Consider the following 19,832-nt stretch of genomic DNA (forward strand, 5'->3'; position numbering starts at 1 on the left):
TAAACCATGTCAACCGTATTATACATCACCGCACATCCTCTTGATGCTCAGTCATCTTATAGCCTCGCAGTTGGGAACGAATTTATTGAAGCATACCGTGAGGCAAACCCATCAGATGAAGTTGTTTATTTAGATCTATACCAAGAGAACATTCCGGATATCGATGCTGATGTCTTACGCGGTTGGGAAAAGATTCGATCAGGTTCTTCTTTTGATCAATTGACGGATGCTGAGAAATCAAAAGTAGCTCGTCATGAAGCGATTATTGACCAATTCGTGGCTGCCGATAAGTATGTGTACGTCTCACCTATGTGGAATTTCTCGATCCCACCGGTTCTGAAAGCATACACGGATTCGACTTCAATTCCAGGTAAGACTTTCAAATATACGAAGAATGGCCCTGTAGGTCTGTTGTCCGGCAAAAAAGTATTACACATTCAAGCTTCCGGATCCATATATTCGGAAGGTCCGCTTGCTCCGATTGAAATGGGATACAGCTATCTAAAAAAGATACTACATTTCTATGGAATTCAATCTATTGAGGCAATTTTTGTGGAGGGAACGGCATCATTAGAGCAAGCACCAATTATTAAGGAAAAAGCCATTGCAAAAGCAAAGGAAGTTGCCAAACGTTTCTGATCGTTCATCTCGTCTTCAATGAATTCAGATCCATTGTCAAAACACTTTCGGGTGCAGTCGGATGATGATTGGCATATCTGGAAGGATTCTGCTCGTTAATTGAACCAAAAGCAGCCGATCACTTTGATCAGCTGCTTTCTTGTCTTATATTAAGCTAATAGGATTACATTTCTAGCTGTAATGTGAACTACCACTTATTCCATTAATCACCCTTTACTTCATTATCGTTCGGAATTAGTTCATCACGTTGACTTACCAACGATTCCTCTTTATAATTCGGACATCAAGAGCCAAGACGATCCCAGTCGGTTGTCGACTTTAAAGAAAAGCAAAAGCGGATAATGTACTGATTGTCACCCAAAATGGATCTTGGTATTTAAACAAACTCAAACGTGAAAGATGTGAAGAAGTGATGAGTAAGCAGAAAGTATACTACGGTAAAGATATCGAGGTCATGTTTAATTCGGAGGTATGCATTCATTCCGGTATTTGCGTAAAAGGTCTCCCTGATGTTTTTGATTTAAGCAAGCGTCCTTGGGTTAATCCCGATGCTGACACTACGGAAGCAATTGCCCGGCATATTGACACATGTCCAAGCGGAGCACTGACGTATAGACGTCTGGACGGTGAATACTTAACAGAGAAAGAGGGATAAACATGCATATTGCAGAACATGATACCGACAATAAAAGATTTCTCATTCGAGATAACAGCGGCATTGCTGCGGTGATGACCTATGTAATCTCAAGCCCGGAGCTTTACATAATTGATCACACCTTTGTCGAAAATGCTTACCGAGGACAAGGGCTTGGCGATAAACTTATCCAAGCTATGGTGGAATACACGCGGCAAAACAATATTAAGATTTTACCCTTATGCCCGTTTGCCAAGGGACGATTCGAGCGTATCTCCGAATACGCTGATGTTCTCCACAAGTAATCACTAATAATATAATTAGGACAATAATAAAGAGAGAGCCTGAAAGCACGAGATTTCTTCTTCCTCCTCAGGCTCTTCTCTTATCTGTGAATAATCTCCGTACTGTCAGGAGATAAATAGAGTAATAGACGGCCGCTAGTTTCATTGAACTAATGTTTCCCGTTAATTTAGTTAACTATTACATAAGCCTGCCTCCACAAGCTTCTCTTCCAATCTTGCCTTTTGACGTAAATGGTGCCTGCTGTGCATGCCAATCATCTCAAACCATTCACGCGCGTTAAGCCAGCCAAACCAGCCATGACACACCTTGCAAGCCTGATTCGTTCCGCCAACGTGTTCCTCCCAGTATCTTATTTTTTTTAACACCTGCTCCAAACCGGCTATGATCTCTTCCTTACTATTGGGGTTACAGGTCCTGTTGACTGGTTCCTCAAGTTTCACACGGACATCGGGCCACACTTTTTCGATAAACGCCTTCGTTCCGACTTCAGTCTTACCTCCAAGTTTTTCTTGTGTCGCCATCGCACAAGTTTGAATATGGTCGATGTACTCTTCCGCCACATCGATCACGTGAATATACATTTGTCCAATCGACCAAACGTCTTCCTGGGATTTATACCGCAACTGGTCTATTGTATATCCAGCCAGTCTTCGCTTATATTGCTCGATAACAGCCAGAGAATCACTTTTTAACATACGGTTTCCCCCCCATCACATCATAGTCGTTAAAGCACCTGCGCAATCTCCCAAATATGCCCGTCAGGATCGGCAAAACAAGCAGTCCGCCGCCCCCAAGGACGCGTTATTGGCCCATTTAACAATGTAACGCCCCGCATTTCCAACTCGTTGCATACCCGGTCAACGTCGGGCACTTGGATTGTAAACAGGAACCTTGCACCATTCTCGACACCACCAAACTTAGCCGGATCAATCAATTCTCGGGCATTTGATTGATTTAAAAGATTTATGCATGTATTTCCGTAATCAAATACTGCACAGTTTTCGTCTTCGTATTGGATTAATAGCTGAAACGACTCTTGGTAAAATTTCTTCGACCGCTGCAGATCTTCCACAAATAATGTGATTTCGGTAATTTTATTCACCCAGCCAGTTATCCCCATTCTACATCCACTCCTATCATTTATTAGTAGACTCTCGAATCATTACGGTAGGTAGCTTGCTTGTTCGTTCCTTCTTTCTACATCCAGTAACTCTATTTCGCTTGGTTGGAATTTTCTGTATGCCATATGTGTTTTCGACGTTCTTATTCAACTAACCTGCCCGTTTTTGAACAAAAGCAGCTGATCACTTTGATCAACTGCTTTCTTTGTATTATTGAATTAACGTTTCCCGTTTGTTTAATGATCTGACTTTTTTCCTCATCATGATATCAAGAAAATATAGTAAAGTGTGCATACTATCTTTCCCCAATATGCACACACCATCAACATATTTACAGTTAGATACCGTTCATTTGAGTATTTTTTCATGCTACCCGTCCGTGTTATTCTTCAGTCTATTTTAGCTTTTTAAAATAATCGAATAACGCATGAATTTCTTTATAGGATACATCCCCATTTATTGACATCGTTTCGAAAGCTACGGCTTCATAATTTAAAAACAAGTAATCCTGAGACTCAAAACCTAAGAGTTGATAAAAACTTTTCCTTTTAATTCTTTGATTATTATTAAGAAATTTAGGGTTAACTTCTTCAATATTCAGGCAGATCCGATAGTTTGAGTATTTATTTTTTATCTCATGAACAACTGCTTTCCCGTACCCTTTATTTTGATATGCTTTACTAATTGCCAAATACAAAATGTAAAGCATATCGTTTTTTACAATTAGATAATTCATTCCTACCAGCGCGTCATCATCATATATTCCATAAAACAAATGGTCGGTATCATTGTTTATCTCTACCAATTTATTATATGGGACCATCTCTTCTACTGGAAACGAATCATCATAGATTTTTTTTATCTCATCCATGTTCTCGTTATTAACTCTTTTTAATACTACAGTCATAAATTCTCCTCACTCTATTTTGTGCTCAATAGTTTGCCACTTGATTTTGAAGTTTACCTTCTTTCTTTCCATACAACATGTAATATAGAAAAAGTGTTGCTAATACAATTAATCCAAGTATTACATACAAACCACTATATCCTGTAGCTGGAATGAACAAACCGATAATAGATGGGCCAAATCCGTTACCTAAATCATAGAATATAAAGAACGTCGCAGTTGCTACGCCAACTCGGTGAGGTTCAGCTAAATTGATGGCTATGGCTTGAGTAATGGAAGAAATATTACCAAATCCCAGAGCAACTAATGCTCCTACTAATAACAATGTAAAGCTGCTGTTAACAGAGCTTAAAAGAAGCATTCCTACTCCATAACTAATAAGAGCCGGATATATGATAATGTTAGCTCCTTTTTTGTCCATTATTCGCCCTGTAAAAGGTCGCGATATTAAGACAAAAACAGTATATATCATAAAGAAGAAACTTGCTGTGTCTATTAACCCTAACTCCAAAGCATAAATATTTAAATATGAAACGATGCCAGAAAAGCAAAAAGTCATGAAAAAAATAATAATTGCTATCGGTATTACTTTTGGCTCAACATAGTCAGAGATTTTTATTCCCTTTTTATTGTTCTTCTCAGTCTTGTACGTTGCGGGAAACTTCAAAAAAAATGCGATTACTAAGCTAAAAATTCCAAGCAATAGACTTAAAGAAAAAATCATATCAAAGTTTGAGTTTTGACTCAAAACTAACCCAATAAATGGACCAATTCCTGTGGCCAAGGCAGTGCTAATGGCAAAATAACTTATCCCTTCACCTTTTCGTGATGCAGGAAGACTAAATACAACAACCGTACTCACAATTGTAGATATAATACCCACTGTGATCCCGTTTAAAAGCCGATTTAATATGAGAAAGTTAACATCAAGATGAACGAAATAAAGTAACGTTGTTAAAATTAATAAAAACAAGCTGGTCATCAAGATTTTTTTGGAATGTATAAGACGCCCTGTAAACAAACGCCCTAATAATGAACCGATAATAAAAATACCTGCGATAATCCCAGCTTGGCCGGTTGACGCATCAAATTCATTAATTGCATAAAGAGTGATTGTCGCGTTTAATAAAAAGAAAATTAATGTCATAATGAAATTGACAGACGAAAGAATAATAAAGTTTTTAGTCCACAGTTTAGGATTCGTTTGGTTCACAGCATATTCTCCTGTCTGTAGATTTTGGTAAATACTTGATATGCAAGTGAGCTAGTGCAAACTAAAAAGTGTACGATTCGCCGTCTTCGGGAACTAATAAACTAGAGGTGAATCCCTTTTCTTCTCCAAAGCTTTTTAGTTCTTTTCTAGATAATGTCCAGTGGTTAACTGCTTCCATATGGACTGAGACAATTTTGGCGTTAGGGGCCGCCTTATGCACCTCGTAAACATCTTCTTTGCCCATTACAAGTGAGCCCAAATCATGCCAACTATTATCTCCAGCGTTCAACACGATAATCTCAGGCGTGTGGGAAATGATTTCTTTTTCGACACCTTCATACCATACAGTATCTCCGGCTAGGTATAACGTCTTCTCGTTGGCATGTTTGAAGACAACACCAGATACCTGCCCCATCATTTTTATTAAATCTTTCCCTCTACCATGCTCACCTTTTGTTTTAATTAACTGAATACCTTCAAAAAGCGTATCTTCAGTAAGTACTTCTACTTGTTGAAAACCGTCACTTTCCACTTGTTTGGCATCTTCTTCGTTTTGTACAAAAACTTTAGTGCCTTTTGGAAGCACTGCTTTTGCAATATCATCGTAGTGATCTAGATGCAAATGAGTCAGTATAACAGCATCAACATCCTTAATGATGTCGTAAACAGACATTGGCAAATCAATTATAGGATTTCTCAAATCCTCTCTGATCCCCGCCGGGAATGGATCATAAAGACCCTTATCCGCGAGTAACGGATCGACTAGGAACTTTTTACCTGCATAGCGAACAATGATTGTTGCATTTCGAACTTGTTGAATGTGCATATTTATATAATGCTCCTTCTGCTTTTTTTATTTTGTTTGTTGACAATGATAAGTTTATACTAGTTGCAACCTTCAAATACACAGATTAAATAAAGTGTATTTGTCTTTTTACTTTATTTTTAAAGGAGATGCGCTTGATTTGGATCAAACAGATAAACGAATTATTGAAGAGCTGAGTCAAAATAGCCGAATTACGATGAAAGAATTAGGGGAAAGAGTTCACTTAACTGGACCTGCAGCAGCAGCCCGGGTAGAAAAACTTGAGGATACTGGAGTTATAGAGGGATACAGCATTAAAGTTAATCACGCAAAATTAGGATGTTTTACGTATGCATTTCTAAATATCTATATTAAAGCTACACACCATCAACCTTTTCTTTCGTTCATTCATTCTAAAGAGGATCACATCCAAAATAATTACAAAATAAGCGGTGATGGATGCTATCTTCTTGAATGTAGGTTTCCAAGCAATGAAGCGTTAAACCAATTTTTATTAGAGTTAAACGATTATGCTAACTACAAATTATCCATTGTAATCGATAAAACCTTGTAAACAAAAACGTACAAAGAAATTGTATTTCTGAGAATAAGAAGGTTTTTAAACTTACCTTCCCGTTAGTTGAATAAAAGCAGCCGATCATGTTGATCTGCTGCTTTCTTGGTATTATCACGCTCTCGTTTCCCGTTATTTCCATACGCATAATGTGTAAAAATCGGGCCCCAATCCACATCGGACCGATCCCTGCTTCATCTTCTTACGGCTTGGCAGTACCGTTAATCTTCTCGAAGTACGGGGTCAGCTTTAAGCCGAGTTGCTCAAACTGCCGCTGCTCTTCTCTGGTCAAATTCTCCTCATGACTGACCCCATTTTCATCTGTGATCTTCAGCTTTAATTGCATCAGCTGCTTTGTCAGTTCCATATATTCCTTGAACTCGTCCTCTGTGAGCTTGCCTTTTGCTGCCTGAAGCATCCCTTCAATCTCTTGATAGTCTTCTTGTGTACCACCGTGCTGTTCAATAATCGAAGAAGAACCAAAAATATCATCGGCCAGATAGGAAGCAGCAAATGCGGCAGACGGAATTAGAATGGCTACTGCGGCAATACCTGCGAGCATGCGTTTTTTCATAGGAGATCTCCCTCTCTTCTCATTAACATAGTGTTGGTAGGACTGCCTGACACGTCCATACAACTCGGGTGGACAGTGCATCGAATCGGCCACCTGAAGAAGCTCTTCACGTAACTCCTTGTCAATGGACATAAGCGTCTCCTCCCGTCATTTCGAATCGTTTGCGGAGTTCTTTCCGCGCCAGATGATGCCTGGATTTAACTGTGCCAACGGGGATCTGCAGCATGTCCGCAATTTCTTCCAGGTTATAGTCGTGAAAATAGTGGAGTATGACAACTACACGAAGTTTGTACGATAACTGGCGGACAAGGCTGAAGAGCTCATGCTGCATTTCGGACTGCAGAACAGCTTTGTCTGTCCAGTCGAACGGTTGTTCACAAGTCATCTGGCGATTTCGTTCAAAGAGACGAATTCGCCGCCAGGTCTTTCTTTTCCAATCCTGGACAAGACGGATAGTGATCCCGTGCAACCAAAACCGGAACGGCCGGTTCGTATCGTATTTGTGATACGACCGCCACATGTGCATGTAAACTTCATTTACGATTTCCTCAATGTCCTGTTTGTTGTTGACAAGAAAAGCAACCGTCCGGTAGACGTCTTGGTGAGTCGCCTGATAGACAAGCTGAAATGCCGACTCATCGCCAATCGCTGCTTTTTCAAGCCATAGGATTAACTCTTTATCATTCATGGGGGCCCCTCCTGAACGTGTTACAATTCTTAATTCGCTCCCGTGGGGAAAAAGGTTCAGTATAAGTAATAACTTTTTTTGTTAAGTAGTCCTTTGTATTAGCCTTTCTGTGTCAATATTATTCCCTGCAAATGTATGTGTATATGGAGAAAACCATCGACAAGGATGTATATGTAGAAAATGTTCTTTAACAAAAAAACAGTCGATCTCTAGTGACCAACTGCCTCTTTATCTTTATTGATCTAACGTTTATCGATCCCACTGCTCCATAACGCCGCATATCTCCGTGAATCAATGGCAGGGTTCCGTACCAGTTTTTTCTCTATAACTCAGTGTTTCTCCATTAGACAGCAAAACAGTTTACTTCAATCGTCATCACACCACATTCTTTCGTTACAAATCCCCTAGTTTATTTACGAACTTTACGGATAAAATAACGCTTGCCACACCCAATACACTGAAAATGACATATAGAAAGTCCGGACTCAAAGTAATTCGCAGCAGCCCGAGAAAATTAGGAAACTGCATCAGGAAGACGGCACAAATGACTGTCGGAATGACCGCCCTCTTCCAAATTCCGAACAAAAATAACGGAATTAATGAGGCAAGTGCGGCGGCAATGGAGTGTATAATCATTCGGATCGCATAGTTCGTCAGGTCAGCTGCCGTTGGCATTCCCGGAATAACCTCCATAACCTGGTTGAGCGCAAAGGTCGCAATACCGCTAACTCCAAAGGACACCAACGTACCGATGAAAACCGCCAACACAATAAATACCACCTTGGCCATAACAAGTCTTTTTCGGCTGAATGGGTATCCGAATGAAAGAGCTATCGTCTTATTCTTATATTCTTCAATGAATACATGATTGATCAGGGACGCTCCGAACAAAATAAACCCCATCTGCATGGCTATCATCAGGTCCAGAGCCGCAGCATAACTCTCTCCAAAACGAACGCTTGGCATATCGGCAAAAACAACCTTGAGAAAAAATATCGGCAAGAACATGAGTATAAGCCAGTACGTAATCGCTTCACCAATCACTTTCTTACGCTCCAGCTTCTTCCATTCCAGCTCGATTAATTTCAGCATATCGGATTCATTCCTTTCCCTGAATTTGATGATAGAAATAGTCTTCCAGTGTACTGTTAACTTTTTGGATCTCCTCGATTTCAATCTCATGCTCAATCAGCAGCTTTGTAATTTGACTGGTCGATACGTCCGTATCATACACGCGGATTCGCTGATTTTGGACGATTTTGATATTGGATATTCGAAGCTCATGCTCAAGTAAAAAGGCGGATTTCTGCACATTCGAGGTCAAAAGTTCAATATAACCGGTACGCTGGCTTCGAATATCGGACAATGTGACTTCGTCAACCAATTGACCGTGTTGAATGACGCCAATTCTATCGGCCACCAGCTCAATTTCCCCTAGGATATGGCTGGACAGGACAAACGTAATCCCATATTCCTGGTTCAGCGTTCGGATCAAATCTCTCATGTTTTTAATGCCGATCGGGTCCAGTCCGTTCGTGGGTTCATCCAACACGATCAATTCCGGCTTGGTGATGGCGGCCCTGGCAATGCCAAGACGCTGCTTCATGCCAAGCGAGAAATCCTTCACTTTTTTATCTTCGATCCCTTCCAATTGGACCAGATCCAGAGCTTGACGTATAGCTGTCTTATCGTAATAACCCAAGTATTCGCAATGAATTTGGAGATTCTCCATGGCCGTCATGTGCTCGAAAAATATTGGGTATTCAATAATGCTCCCGACCCTCTTGAGGCCCTCTTTCGAGGCTTCTGAAAATTTCTTGCCAAACAGCATAATCGCACCGGATGTCGGTAGAACGAGTCCTGTCAGCATTTTCATGATGGTTGTTTTACCTGCGCCGTTAGGACCCAACAGACCATAAATCTCACCCTTTCTCACATTTAGATTGACACGCGATACAATGGATTTCCCTTTTACGGTTTTGCTCAGATCCGTAGTTTGAATAATGAAATTCATGAGGACCACCACCTGTGTTCACAATTTGATTTCATTTGTTATTGATCTCTATCTTAGATCAGAGAATGGACTTATTCCTTTCCCGTTCCTTACATGTTTCTTAAGAATGAATTGAAAAGGGCTGCGGCTGAAATAAAAAGAGACGTTGAACAAAAGAACAACATCTCTTGGATGAATCGCTAGTAGGTTAATTGCTTGAATTTGCAAGTAAAAATGGTCTTTTGGTACGGCTCCGAGCTGCTTAGACTGATCCATCCGTTCATTTCTTCCGTTAGGCGCTTGGAAATACTGAGTCCCAGCCCACTTCCCTGGAATTGCGGGTTCCGTGCATCATCCAGGGTATAGAGTCGTTCGAATACGCGTTCCTGATGAATTTCTGCAATCCCTTTGCCCCGGTCCCACACGTCTACGGCTACATACTCCCCTTCTTCCCGAACCGTCAACCCGAACACACCGCCGTCGCTTCCATACCGAATGGAATTTGATATTAGATTGCTCAATATTCGATGCAGCGCATCCTTGTTACCATGAAAATAAAAGGGCAGCTCCGGAATGTCTATTTCAACCCGAAGATTTCTGGAAACCAGCAGGTCGTAAAACTCAAGAACGCTGTTCCGGCAAACCTCGCTCAATGATATTTTGCTAAGCGGGATATCATAATCCTCCGATTCGATTTTGACAAGATCGAAAAATTGGTTAAGCAAGGTGATCAGACTGTTTACTTTTGTATTCAACCGTTGAATGACTTTCTCTTCTTCTTGCGCGGTTAACGCATTTTTATCATTCAGTTTTTCCGTGTAGCCGAGAATGACCGTTAGCGGCGTCTTCAAATCATGAGACATGTTCGAGATCATTTTCTTTTGGCTGTCCTTCGTTCTTGCATAGTCCGCAAATACCTTCTGTTTGTTATCCAGCAGACGGTTAATTTGTGTAAGCAGCTGCCTAACGGCATGGTCGCCTGTGGGCACTAACACTTTCTCGGCCGTATCCTGATTCAAAATATCGGATATTTTATTCGTAATCTCCAGGAGACTTAGATTTCGTTTCTTTTCTCTATAGAATAGCACTCCAATAATTGCAACCAATACGGCAATAATGACGGATAAAAGAAGGACCATGTGCTAATCCCCCATTCTATATCCGATTCCCCAAATTGTCCGAATGTATTGCGGAGTTGACGGGTCCTCTTCGATTTTCTCCCGGAGTCTGCGGATATGTACATTTATTACGTTCTCATTCCCGTAATAATCTTCTTCCCAAATAAGTTGATAGATTTGCTCCTTGGTGAACACCCTGCTCTGATGGGTTAGGAACAGTTTTAAGATATGGAATTCCTTGGCAGTGAGCGGCATGCTTTTTCCTTTTACTTTTACGGAGAACGAATGCAAGTCCAGAATGAGATCCTTAAACGTAATAACGGGTTGCTCGGCAGGTTTGCTTTCCGTTTCCGCGTATAACGTTGCCCTACGAATGGCCGCCTGAACCCTGGCTGTCAATTCGATCATGGAGAACGGCTTGCTTATATAATCATCCGCGCCAAACCCAAGGCCCATGGCCTTGTCTAGGTCGCTGCCTTTCGCAGAAATAATCAAGACAGGAACTTTGCTGGTCTCTCGGATCTGTTTGAGCAGCTCCATGCCGTTTACCTTGGGGAGCATCAAATCGAGCAGGATCAGATCGAATTTCTCTTTTTGAAAAAGCGCGAGTGCTTCCTCGCCGTCTCGTGCCGATGCAATGCTATAATGATCCTGTTTTAGCTGGCTTTCAATTAACAGATTGATGTCGTTGTCGTCTTCAACGAGCAGAATGCGTTTTTCCATATCCTAAGACCTCCTGAGCATGCTCTGATCCATTTCACTTCACGGTTCAATTGCGGTCCCAAAACCAATAGCTTGCTTTTCAATTTTGGCACAAATTGGCTTATTCTAGTGATCAATATGGGGATCTGTGGGTCCGCTGTCTTAAACGGCAAGTTTAAAGGAGCCTGCGAGGGAGGTCCCTTCCTGTATAAAGTCTCGTCTGTTGACTTAAGTCAATGCAAGGAAACATCCCTCTGGATACAATAATGGTGTTCGAACCAGTTAAGTTCTTACAGGATCCTCTTCTTAATTCGACTTAGCGACTCTGGAGTAATACCCAGATAACTAGCCAGTTGATGCTGGGGTACCCGATCGATTAGTGAGGGGCGTTTATTTAAGAGTGTCTTGACGCGTTCTTCCGGCGAAGAAGCAATAAAAGCAGCAAATTCATTCTGGACCTGTCCAAAATTCTCCTCCATCATTCTGCGAGTCATGGATTCCAATTGAGGATGTTTCGTGTACATGTCCATTTCCTTATCCAGATCGCCAACCACCATAACTGAATCTTCTACGCATACGAAAGTGTAATTGGAAGACTTATCTGGCTTATGATGATTGAAAATCGCGATGGCTTGCTCTTCGGTATAAAAATTAGACGTGACCTCTCTGCCATCCTCATCAATTGAATACTGCCTTACACAGCCTTTCAAGATGAAATAACATGCTGTAGGGCTATCTCCTTGATTAAAGAGAGCGGTTCCTTTTGGATACTCCTCCGTACGGATTTCGTTCACTATGGCTTGCTGATCTTTCTGATCAAGAGAAGTCCATCTTGACAGGTATTTGTACAGGATGTCTTTCATTGTCTCTCATCTTCACCACCTTCTCGCCTTTACTTTCCCTATCCATTTTCTTACGCCAAGAGCCTTATGTAAATGTCTGTTACCGTAAAATTATCTTGAGGAGGGTTACCATGAGAGCCATGGTTCAAATTTCGTATGGTCCACCGGAAGTGATTGTATTGCAAGAAATCGCGAAACCGTCGCCTGCAAGCAAGGAACTACTCGTACGTATTCAAGCTACCACAGTAGGGCCGTCGGCCTGCGCATTCCGCAAAGGTAATCCGTTTATGATTAAACTGTTATATGGGTTGACCAAGCCAAAAAATGCAATAGGAGGAACTGAATTCGCTGGGGTGATCGAAGCAGTCGGCAAGGAAGTACAGCAATTTAAGCCAGGAGATCGTGTCTTGGGAATGAGCGTCAAAAATTTCGGTACTTTCGCCGAATATAAGTGTCTCTCCGAAGACAGTCCTCTTGCCGTCATACCCGCCAATATTACCTTCGAAGACGCCGTCGGCGTCTGTGACGGAGGCGCCACCGCATTAACATTTCTGAGAGATAAGGCAAAATTGCGGGAACGACAGAGAGTGCTGATTAATGGTGCCTCAGGCGCTGTCGGTATTTATGCTGTGCAATTGGCGAAATTCTTTGGTGCTGAGGTAACCGGTGTCTGCTCTGGCAAGAACGAAAGTCTGGTTAAAAAAGCAGGGGCAGACTTCGTTATTGATTATATGGTGGAAGATTTTACGAAGTCAGATAAAACTTATGATATTGTTTTTGATGCTGTAGGCAAACGATCTTTCATGGAATGTAGGCGCGTGCTTACGGCCATGGGAATGTATCTGACTACTGCGATGAAATTATCGACCCTGATGCAGATGATGTGGACATCTTTGTTTAAAGGAAAAAGGGTTATCTTTGCCACTGCAGGGCTTATGCAAAACAAAGCGAATTTGAAGTATCTCATGGAACTCACTAACAATGGCACACTGAATGCCGTAATCGATCGTCGATTTCCTTTGGAGTGTCTGCCAGATGCCCACAAATATGTAGAGACCGAACGTAAAAAAGGAAACGTGATCATTCAGATATAAATCAAATTGGTACCCCTTGATACGGTAACCACAAATGATCTCAAACTATTCTGTCCGTTAGCTTTACAAAGGCAGTCGATCATAATGGTCGGCTGCCTCCTTTGTATTATGGAGCTATCGTTTCCCGTTAGCGTAGAAAAGAAGGAACTAACTCTACAACCATCTTGATATACTAAGGGTTTTATAACTAACTCAAGAAGTGTTATACGCAATCCAACTGGTAGCTTATTTTCTATTTTTCTATTAAATTTGAGGGATGAATTTTATGAATAAGCAATATTGCATCATACTGATCACGGGGAATCATCTTTTCATCTAAAACTCCCCATGCTTTGGCAGTACGAGGTGTATACATCCATTCCGTTGCTGGACTTAACTCCTTGTCCTTCATGTTGATAAACCGGGCTGCACCCATTTCAGTAGCCAAAATATCCTCGAGGCTATCTTTTTCATGAGGTATGATTTGCTCTTCTTCTCGATTATTTTTATTAGCGCTGCCTTCATATGCATATAATCCAATAACATAACCAGCCTGTTTAAGTGAGTATGGAAGCATTTCCCCCATGGTCGGGTATGGGTTATTATCAAAATCGTATCCGTTATGCTCTGTGATCATTGTCGAATTATGCTTACGCAAATGATAGTTGTGTCCCCACAGAATAATTTTTTCATCGGGATATCCGGTTTCTGCAAGCCAAGCTACATTATCCGCCATAACGCGGTCTCGTTCAAAATTCCCCAGTTTTATTTGTTTCTCGGGGTCTACCCCAGCTAGCAGATTTACGATATGAGGATGATAATTATCCAGCATATCTATTCTGTTTTGTAGAACTCGTTCAATTAAAGATATATGGTTGGGCTGATCTCTATAAGTTTTACTCAATTCAACCTTATTCTCCCTAACAAAATTTTGAAATGTAATGTATTTTTCTTTAATTTTCTCTTTCTGAATATTAAAATCATCTACTTCATTCATCATGCTAAGCTTTAAATACCAACGTTCCGTTTGTGCAAATGCTTTAGCCTTACTTTTATCGACCTTTGCAAACCACTCTTCAACAAATTCAATAAAAGACTCGGTCGTACCTTGTGAATCAAATCCAGTCAAAATAAGCGGATGTTCCGTACTACTTTGTTGTGCAATGTATTCGAATAAGGGTAAGTTCTCTTCTACCTGCCATACACCAAAGACTGTGCTTTTCATCAATTCTTTTGGCGTCATATTATGTATTTGAGCATACGCAGCAGCGGTATCGGCTAGATTCGATTCAAATGCGATGACATTATACCCCAGTTCTTCATGCAGAAATTTTACAAGCCTGACTTTCATAGCGTTGTATTCTGACGCTCCATGCGAAGCTTCGCCCAAGCTAACTATTCGTTTATCCGCTAAAATCGGCTTGAGAAACATTAAATCGGTGTAGTGATCATTTACATCTGCATAGATTGATGTGATGGTATGTGAATTTGAACGAACGGCCTCTTTCCAAATTAACCCTGTAGGCATTGTATTCTTCTTGTCTACTGAGGTTAATCCAGACATATAAGCTGCCTGGCCTACGCACATCACACTGAGACTACATAATACTGTAGACAATATTACTTTTCTAAAAAATCGATTCATTAAGCTTACACTCCTCTGTATTTATGCATTTAAGCTTAACAACTCAAGTTTAAAACCACTGCACTTTATGTTTAAGATTGGTTTAAAACAATAACAAGTAATATGACGGGTAGTCCTATAATGCTGAGATTCTACATACTTTCCAGTGTAATTTACATCCTCAAAAAATTAACAAGCTAAAAAAAGGACCTTGGACTCCATTGCAATATTTGACATAAAAGATGCACCCTTCATATACAAATCCTCTACAATATGGTGCATGAGTTCATCCTTGCTGGGAAAATGATATGTAATTCCCCCCTTAGCAGTGTGAGTAATCTACGATAGCACTTAACTGAGGAACAACTAACGTACCAATGAAAAACTCATGCTCAGGTAGGGATAGCGACAGGAAGATGCGGATTTACAACGATAAGGAAATTCCAAATTAAAAAGCCCAACTTCTCTGCAAAACAAAATAGAGAAAATGAGCTTTTCAGTTACTTCATTTTTTATTTGAACTATTGTAAAACAGCTAAGTTTATTTTTTAGCTCAGCTATTTATTGAATTCATTAACTGGAAGAAGTATTCAGGTTTATGAGTCTTATTTAGGTTATACCATGAATGTAATGTATCTGGTGCAAATACATCTAATTTTTTCAGTACTTCCATCGCAAATTCCAGAGGAGCTATTCCTGATGCAGTAACTAAGTTCGAATCAGATACCGCAGATCCCACTTCATAGAACTTTTCTCCTTTATAGTTAGGACATACCATTTTAGTGTATTCTAAATTATTACTTGTATGCTTTCTAGTATCTAAGTATCCCATATTCGCAAGGGCCTCAGTTGCACCACAAATTGCAGCAACAATAGTGCCAATCTTTAAAGCTTGGCCAATTCTTTCCAAGATAGGTTGATGAATTTCTTCATTCCAGGTAGTCCCTCCCGGTAAAATTAAAAGATCTTTACTCTCAAGAGTACATTCATCAAGGGAAATATCTGGTTTTATGTTCAGTCCTCCCATAGTCATAATCATTTCTTTATTAGCTCCTACTGTAATTACTTTTAAAGGTACTAATTCTTTTTTAAAATATCTTCCTGAGTTTAGTTCAGCAATTAAATATCCATATTCCCAGTCCGACATTGTATTAAATACATATAGAAAAACTTTTTTTGTTTGCATCCAATAACACTCCAATCACAATTGATATAACCAACTGTAACATTACTTCACTGACAACTAGCGTCAGGGAAGTTATCAATTTTGATGAAAATTTATTAACTCCGACAAAACTTCAATCATTCTTTTCTTAAGGCTGATTGGCTCAATAATTCGAATAGATTTACCGTACGTTAAAAGGAAATAAGGTACATATGTATGTATCATATCTTTCTCAAAATGAAATACGGCTTGATTTGAAGTTCGCTCTTGTAAATAATGTCCTAAAAACCAATGTTGGCAAATATCAGCTAATACACTTTTATCCCCATGAATAACCAAAGAAATAATCTCTTCCTTATCTTTTATAGTTGGAAGAAAATTTTTCATAAAAAAGGCACGTGCTGAAAAATTTTCTGGCTGGTCAAACTTATTTTCGGTTAGCATTAGATCTTCAATTCGATCTACCCTAAAACTACGGATATCACTCCTAAGATGACAAAATCCAATCACATACCACTTATTATTCCAATAGATAAGTCTATACGGATCAACCAATCTATCATTTATTTGCTTTCCGCCACTTTTATGGTGGAGAATTTTTACTGAATACCCGTCAGCTACGGCCTGCTCCAACTCCTTCAAAAAAGGTTGCCTAGTGAGTGAACTTAATCGACTTATAACTTCAAGACTAGTTAAATGTTGGTTTATCTTGGTTTCCTGCTCTTGATTTGAGTATTTACTTAGTTTTGAAATGGCCCTATTTAGTGCTTCACCTCCATAATATCCGGCTTCTTCTGCAAAAACAGCAGCGTGAAATAGTGAAGTTTGCTCCTCAAAATCAAAAAAAAGAGGAGCCTCAATAAAATTGTTCAATAAAGTGTATCCACCGTTATGTCCTGGTTCTGAAATTATAGGTACGCCACTTGTTGAAATTGTATCAATATAACGATACACAGTCCTTATATTCAACTCTAACTTTTCTGAAATTTGTTTTGCAGTAATTTTTTCACCTGAACGAAGCATCCATAGAATTGCTAACATATTGTCAATTTTAGGCATATAATTCCACCTCTATATGAAGTTTATTTTCTATTATACATTTCCGATTTCACAAATTTGATTTACAGTCATTTCTCCCTCTTTATAAAGCTTTACTCCATAATTCATTCCTGCATGATTTTTATGGTCTTTAACCGACCTTAGTTTTCTTGTAGTTGATTTACTTTGCTAAACGATGAAATAAATACTTTCCTTTTTTCAGATAAAAGATGCATAAATGTTTCAGCCAGATCAAATAGATAAAAGCCATAACCACAATTCGAAAAATCTATTGGTCGAGGAATGTCTTCATAAAAAACAAAATTACTCTCATGAAAGTCAGAATGAATAATTCCCCAGTTACTCGGCAATCGTTTATAACTTTTTATCACATTTGCTATTTTAAGTGCTGACTCTTCCACATGAACAAACCCTTCGCTTGATATAAGCTCTAAGTTTACTAACTGTTTTAATTGATGAAGTGATGAATATAAATGTTAGGAATTGTATATTGGTCTATTAAAGCCTTCAGGTGCAGGTACAACGAGATTTGTATCCCTAACCAAAGCTTCAAGCCAAATAACCTCTGATGCGATATTCCCCTTTGATTTATTGGAACTCGTCGCGATATGGATTTTAATAAGAAACTTTTGATTATCATCGTTAGTTTAAACTCGGAATGTAGCATTATCACTCTTTCCGAGATAAACAAGTTTTCCCAAAATGATTGGGTATTGACGTAATGCTTCTTTCACCGCCTTCGTATAACCTTCTTCAGAAAGCATAGTATCCACTCCAGTTACTGTGATTTTTACTTCACAATTTTACCAAGTAGGCTTCTTTTTATGATGACAAATGTGGATTATAACTAAACTTTACTGCCGTTAGTTGAATAAAGGCAGCCGATCATGTTGATCGGCTGCCTCCTTTGATTTTATTGAGATATCGTTTCCCGTAAGTTTAATACTTTATATTATTAAAATTAAATTTCATTGTATACTCCTCTTCAATTAAGTCAGTCTCAACGTTAACCAAAAGAGATGAAAATTTTTCAAAAAGCTGTCTTATCTCGGTATTATCATTGATAAGATTAATGCTTTTTCTATATTCATTTTCGTCTTTATATTTTGATATTTCTAACCACTTACTTTTATCTTGATTACTATTTATACAGAAGGAATGAAAGTCTATGTAAGATGCATAAATCTCCGCGGATTTTTTTTGAATTTCTAAAAACTCTTCTATTCTCCCAGGTTGAATTTGATACTGATAAACTTTAACAAACACAGACTATCATCCCTTTATCATTATTTTCCACTGCCTTTTAGAAACAAGAATCTCACACTATATATTCGGCATATCTGTTCCACTAACCTGCCCGTTAGTTAAACAAAAGCAGCCGATCACATTGATCAGCTGCTTCTTTGTATTATTGAGCTATCGTTTCCCGTTAGTTTAATGATGGTCAGCATATTTTACTCTTGTTTTGAAGCATGGTCATTACGTCCTTATCTTCAAATATTATTCTGTAATTTCATTATGCTACTTAATTTTTGAAAATCACGACCATATGCTTGCTTCCCATATATTCAACGGAAGTATTTAACTGCTCCGCCACAAAACGAACAGGAACGAACGCACTGCCATTCTTCAGAAGTAAAGGAGCATCTTGCATCACCGTTTGCTGGTTTACTTTTACCTGCCTGTTTCCTACAGCCCAACGAATCGTTTTACCATCCTTCTGAATCGTTACCTCTTTGGTGCTCTGGTTCCAATTCACGGTTGCCCCAAGCTTCTCGGAGATGAAACGGATCGGCACATAGGTACGTCCCGTCTGAATAAATGGCGCTGCGGTAATTCGATAAGCACTTTCTCCCACATAAGCTGTCGTGCTGCCGATCACCAAGCGCTGTGTCTTACGCTGACCGCCAGGCAGCTCATTTCCTGCCAGTTCCACAAATAATTTATATGTTTTCGATCCCTTGCTTAAATCTAAATAGTTATTTTGCAGCTCAAGTGGTTCAATGAATGCACCCGTATCATAATACGGAAAAAAACTACGTTGTTGGATCGGCTCTAAATCCCAGACTCGATTGTTGTTCAAATAGAGGTAAGCCAAACTTTGAAGATTTCTCAATGGCTCCAAATCATAGATCTGGTTAGATGATAAATCCAGAGAAAGTAAGTTAGTTAATTTAGATAACGGAGCAAGATCTTTGATGTTATTATCCGCAGCATCGAGTCTCCAAAGATTAATCAATCCTGCTAGCGGCTTTAGATCTGTGATCTTGTTAGAACTTATGGACAACGTATTCAGATTAACTAGTCCCGCTAGCGCTGAAAGATCATTGAATTGGTTCCTAGATACCGATAAATCTGTCAACTTCGTTAAGTTCCCAAGGGGCTTAATATCCTCAATTTGATTGCCACTCAAATCCAAAGTCGTCAAATTTACGGCACCGGATAGAGGTGAAATATCAGCAATTTGATTTCTGCTTAAAGAGAGGTTCGTCACATTGACTGCATACTCCAAACCCTGCAAACTCTTAATTCCTTTACCCGATAAAGGAACGTCGGTCAGTGATTCTAAATCCTCTTTTGTTAGGGATTCATCGTCGTTTTTATTCAATAATGACTTAATCGCTTGTTCTAGATTGAGATCCTCAAAAGTCAAAGGCTGTTGGTTAGACGCCTCCATATAAGCCTGTCCTGGTAAGCCCAAACATAGAAGAAAAATAATTAATAATCCAGCAAGGTATTTCTTCATTCTGACCATTCCTCTCTAATCACTGTATAAACTAGCCAATAGTTGCTTA

At 39.5% G+C, this 19,832-nt stretch carries 23 protein-coding genes and 1 pseudogene; 5 read left to right on the forward strand and 19 right to left on the reverse strand.

Annotation, left to right across the window (positions count from 1 at the left end; translation table 11 throughout):
- Positions 1-6: 6 nt before the first annotated feature.
- The 3 genes from AAIH57_RS23095 (at position 7) to AAIH57_RS23105 (ending at position 1,578) form a co-directional block, all read left to right on the forward strand.
- A complete protein-coding gene (locus AAIH57_RS23095) occupies positions 7-639 on the forward strand; it encodes an FMN-dependent NADH-azoreductase (RefSeq protein WP_430023144.1) in 633 nt (210 codons plus the stop codon).
- A gap of 412 nt (positions 640-1,051) precedes the next feature.
- Positions 1,052-1,294 carry a (4Fe-4S)-binding protein gene (locus tag AAIH57_RS23100; protein WP_413036724.1) on the forward strand — a complete coding sequence of 81 codons (243 nt, stop codon included), beginning with the start codon at positions 1,052-1,054 and terminating at the stop codon, positions 1,292-1,294.
- Between the two features lie 2 nt (positions 1,295-1,296).
- Entirely contained in the window at positions 1,297-1,578 is a 282-nt protein-coding gene (locus AAIH57_RS23105; protein WP_175394990.1) for a GNAT family N-acetyltransferase, read from the forward strand.
- A gap of 171 nt (positions 1,579-1,749) precedes the next feature.
- Here AAIH57_RS23105 and AAIH57_RS23110 read toward each other — a convergent pair whose 3' ends face one another.
- From AAIH57_RS23110 to AAIH57_RS23130, 5 genes are all read right to left on the reverse strand, one after another.
- Positions 1,750-2,274 (reverse strand): DinB family protein, encoded by a 525-nt coding sequence (locus tag AAIH57_RS23110; protein ID WP_430023145.1) that lies wholly within the window; start codon positions 2,272-2,274, stop codon positions 1,750-1,752.
- Positions 2,275-2,303: 29 nt separating this feature from the next.
- Positions 2,304-2,699: a VOC family protein gene (locus tag AAIH57_RS23115; protein WP_430023146.1), complete on the reverse strand. Its 396-nt coding sequence runs from the start codon at positions 2,697-2,699 to the stop codon at positions 2,304-2,306.
- A 395-nt stretch (positions 2,700-3,094) separates the two neighbouring features.
- Complete coding sequence (locus AAIH57_RS23120; protein ID WP_430023147.1) at positions 3,095-3,607, reverse strand: GNAT family N-acetyltransferase; 513 nt, start codon at positions 3,605-3,607, stop codon at positions 3,095-3,097.
- Positions 3,608-3,632: 25 nt separating this feature from the next.
- A complete protein-coding gene (locus AAIH57_RS23125; protein ID WP_430023148.1) occupies positions 3,633-4,820 on the reverse strand; it encodes an MFS transporter in 1,188 nt (395 codons plus the stop codon).
- Between the two features lie 61 nt (positions 4,821-4,881).
- Entirely contained in the window at positions 4,882-5,646 is a 765-nt protein-coding gene (locus tag AAIH57_RS23130) for an MBL fold metallo-hydrolase (protein WP_430023149.1), read from the reverse strand.
- Positions 5,647-5,785: 139 nt separating this feature from the next.
- Between AAIH57_RS23130 and AAIH57_RS23135 the strand changes: the two genes are divergently transcribed.
- Positions 5,786-6,199, forward strand: a complete 414-nt coding sequence (locus tag AAIH57_RS23135; RefSeq protein ID WP_430023150.1) for an Lrp/AsnC family transcriptional regulator — start codon at positions 5,786-5,788, stop codon at positions 6,197-6,199.
- A 202-nt stretch (positions 6,200-6,401) separates the two neighbouring features.
- On the opposite strand, the gene AAIH57_RS23140 is transcribed toward AAIH57_RS23135, so the two are convergent.
- The 7 genes from AAIH57_RS23140 to AAIH57_RS23170 all read right to left on the reverse strand — a co-directional run bounded on the left by AAIH57_RS23140 (position 6,402) and on the right by AAIH57_RS23170 (position 12,137).
- Positions 6,402-6,905 (reverse strand): DUF3600 domain-containing protein, encoded by a 504-nt coding sequence (locus AAIH57_RS23140; RefSeq protein ID WP_175394991.1) that lies wholly within the window; start codon positions 6,903-6,905, stop codon positions 6,402-6,404.
- Positions 6,895-7,461, reverse strand: coding sequence for a sigma-70 family RNA polymerase sigma factor (locus tag AAIH57_RS23145; RefSeq protein ID WP_430023151.1), 567 nt, complete (start codon positions 7,459-7,461; stop codon positions 6,895-6,897). The genes AAIH57_RS23140 and AAIH57_RS23145 overlap by 11 nt, the downstream gene beginning before the upstream one ends.
- Positions 7,462-7,854: 393 nt before the next feature.
- Positions 7,855-8,553: an ABC transporter permease gene (locus AAIH57_RS23150; RefSeq protein WP_430023152.1), complete on the reverse strand. Its 699-nt coding sequence runs from the start codon at positions 8,551-8,553 to the stop codon at positions 7,855-7,857.
- Positions 8,554-8,560: 7 nt separating this feature from the next.
- A complete protein-coding gene (locus AAIH57_RS23155; RefSeq protein WP_175394994.1) occupies positions 8,561-9,475 on the reverse strand; it encodes an ABC transporter ATP-binding protein in 915 nt (304 codons plus the stop codon).
- A gap of 179 nt (positions 9,476-9,654) precedes the next feature.
- The gene (locus tag AAIH57_RS23160; protein WP_175394995.1) at positions 9,655-10,593 is read right to left on the reverse strand and encodes a sensor histidine kinase; all 939 of its coding nucleotides are present in this window, start codon (positions 10,591-10,593) and stop codon (positions 9,655-9,657) included.
- Positions 10,594-10,596: 3 nt separating this feature from the next.
- Positions 10,597-11,295 carry a response regulator transcription factor gene (locus AAIH57_RS23165; RefSeq protein ID WP_430023153.1) on the reverse strand — a complete coding sequence of 233 codons (699 nt, stop codon included), beginning with the start codon at positions 11,293-11,295 and terminating at the stop codon, positions 10,597-10,599.
- Between the two features lie 269 nt (positions 11,296-11,564).
- Positions 11,565-12,137, reverse strand: coding sequence for a Crp/Fnr family transcriptional regulator (locus AAIH57_RS23170; protein WP_430023154.1), 573 nt, complete (start codon positions 12,135-12,137; stop codon positions 11,565-11,567).
- 110 nt (positions 12,138-12,247) lie between these two features.
- Between AAIH57_RS23170 and AAIH57_RS23175 the strand changes: the two genes are divergently transcribed.
- On the forward strand, positions 12,248-13,210 hold the full coding sequence (locus AAIH57_RS23175; RefSeq protein ID WP_430023155.1) for an NAD(P)-dependent alcohol dehydrogenase: 963 nt from the start codon (positions 12,248-12,250) through the stop codon (positions 13,208-13,210).
- 232 nt (positions 13,211-13,442) lie between these two features.
- Here the strand turns inward: AAIH57_RS23175 and AAIH57_RS23180 are convergent, their stop codons facing one another.
- From AAIH57_RS23180 to AAIH57_RS23210, 7 genes and pseudogenes are all read right to left on the reverse strand, one after another.
- A complete protein-coding gene (locus tag AAIH57_RS23180) occupies positions 13,443-14,834 on the reverse strand; it encodes an erythromycin esterase family protein (RefSeq protein ID WP_430023156.1) in 1,392 nt (463 codons plus the stop codon).
- A 532-nt stretch (positions 14,835-15,366) separates the two neighbouring features.
- Positions 15,367-15,999 (reverse strand): type 1 glutamine amidotransferase family protein, encoded by a 633-nt coding sequence (locus AAIH57_RS23185; RefSeq protein ID WP_430023157.1) that lies wholly within the window; start codon positions 15,997-15,999, stop codon positions 15,367-15,369.
- Between the two features lie 75 nt (positions 16,000-16,074).
- Positions 16,075-17,037: a helix-turn-helix transcriptional regulator gene (locus AAIH57_RS23190; RefSeq protein ID WP_430023158.1), complete on the reverse strand. Its 963-nt coding sequence runs from the start codon at positions 17,035-17,037 to the stop codon at positions 16,075-16,077.
- Positions 17,038-17,070: 33 nt separating this feature from the next.
- Positions 17,071-17,184, reverse strand: a pseudogene (locus AAIH57_RS23195) (recombinase family protein); the annotation flags it as partial.
- A complete protein-coding gene (locus AAIH57_RS23200; RefSeq protein ID WP_430023159.1) occupies positions 17,178-17,438 on the reverse strand; it encodes a phosphotransferase in 261 nt (86 codons plus the stop codon). The pseudogene AAIH57_RS23195 and the gene AAIH57_RS23200, both read right to left, overlap by 7 nt.
- A gap of 538 nt (positions 17,439-17,976) precedes the next feature.
- Entirely contained in the window at positions 17,977-18,303 is a 327-nt protein-coding gene (locus AAIH57_RS23205; protein WP_175395002.1) for a hypothetical protein, read from the reverse strand.
- A gap of 259 nt (positions 18,304-18,562) precedes the next feature.
- Entirely contained in the window at positions 18,563-19,783 is a 1,221-nt protein-coding gene (locus AAIH57_RS23210; RefSeq protein ID WP_430023160.1) for a stalk domain-containing protein, read from the reverse strand.
- Between the last annotated feature and the right edge of the window lie 49 nt (positions 19,784-19,832).

This window comes from Paenibacillus sp. MABNR03, from assembly GCF_050455445.1.
In the GTDB taxonomy this organism is placed as follows: domain Bacteria; phylum Bacillota; class Bacilli; order Paenibacillales; family Paenibacillaceae; genus Paenibacillus; species Paenibacillus xylanilyticus.

Bases quoted from the DNA above. Each gene is read 5' to 3' on its own strand.
- AAIH57_RS23095 (WP_430023144.1), top strand. From the start codon at position 7: ATGTCAACCGTATTATACATCACCGCACATCCTCTTGATGCTCAGTCA.
- AAIH57_RS23100 (WP_413036724.1), top strand. From the start codon at position 1,052: ATGAGTAAGCAGAAAGTATACTACGGTAAAGATATCGAGGTCATGTTT.
- AAIH57_RS23105 (WP_175394990.1), top strand. From the start codon at position 1,297: ATGCATATTGCAGAACATGATACCGACAATAAAAGATTTCTCATTCGA.
- AAIH57_RS23110 (WP_430023145.1), bottom strand. From the start codon at position 2,274: ATGTTAAAAAGTGATTCTCTGGCTGTTATCGAGCAATATAAGCGAAGA.
- AAIH57_RS23115 (WP_430023146.1), bottom strand. From the start codon at position 2,699: ATGGGGATAACTGGCTGGGTGAATAAAATTACCGAAATCACATTATTT.
- AAIH57_RS23120 (WP_430023147.1), bottom strand. From the start codon at position 3,607: ATGACTGTAGTATTAAAAAGAGTTAATAACGAGAACATGGATGAGATA.
- AAIH57_RS23130 (WP_430023149.1), bottom strand. From the start codon at position 5,646: ATGCACATTCAACAAGTTCGAAATGCAACAATCATTGTTCGCTATGCA.
- AAIH57_RS23140 (WP_175394991.1), bottom strand. From the start codon at position 6,905: ATGTCCATTGACAAGGAGTTACGTGAAGAGCTTCTTCAGGTGGCCGAT.
- AAIH57_RS23145 (WP_430023151.1), bottom strand. From the start codon at position 7,461: ATGAATGATAAAGAGTTAATCCTATGGCTTGAAAAAGCAGCGATTGGC.
- AAIH57_RS23150 (WP_430023152.1), bottom strand. From the start codon at position 8,553: ATGCTGAAATTAATCGAGCTGGAATGGAAGAAGCTGGAGCGTAAGAAA.
- AAIH57_RS23155 (WP_175394994.1), bottom strand. From the start codon at position 9,475: ATGAATTTCATTATTCAAACTACGGATCTGAGCAAAACCGTAAAAGGG.
- AAIH57_RS23160 (WP_175394995.1), bottom strand. From the start codon at position 10,593: ATGGTCCTTCTTTTATCCGTCATTATTGCCGTATTGGTTGCAATTATT.
- AAIH57_RS23165 (WP_430023153.1), bottom strand. From the start codon at position 11,295: ATGGAAAAACGCATTCTGCTCGTTGAAGACGACAACGACATCAATCTG.
- AAIH57_RS23170 (WP_430023154.1), bottom strand. From the start codon at position 12,137: ATGAAAGACATCCTGTACAAATACCTGTCAAGATGGACTTCTCTTGAT.
- AAIH57_RS23175 (WP_430023155.1), top strand. From the start codon at position 12,248: ATGAGAGCCATGGTTCAAATTTCGTATGGTCCACCGGAAGTGATTGTA.
- AAIH57_RS23180 (WP_430023156.1), bottom strand. From the start codon at position 14,834: ATGAATCGATTTTTTAGAAAAGTAATATTGTCTACAGTATTATGTAGT.
- AAIH57_RS23185 (WP_430023157.1), bottom strand. From the start codon at position 15,999: ATGCAAACAAAAAAAGTTTTTCTATATGTATTTAATACAATGTCGGAC.
- AAIH57_RS23190 (WP_430023158.1), bottom strand. From the start codon at position 17,037: ATGCCTAAAATTGACAATATGTTAGCAATTCTATGGATGCTTCGTTCA.
- AAIH57_RS23210 (WP_430023160.1), bottom strand. From the start codon at position 19,783: ATGAAGAAATACCTTGCTGGATTATTAATTATTTTTCTTCTATGTTTG.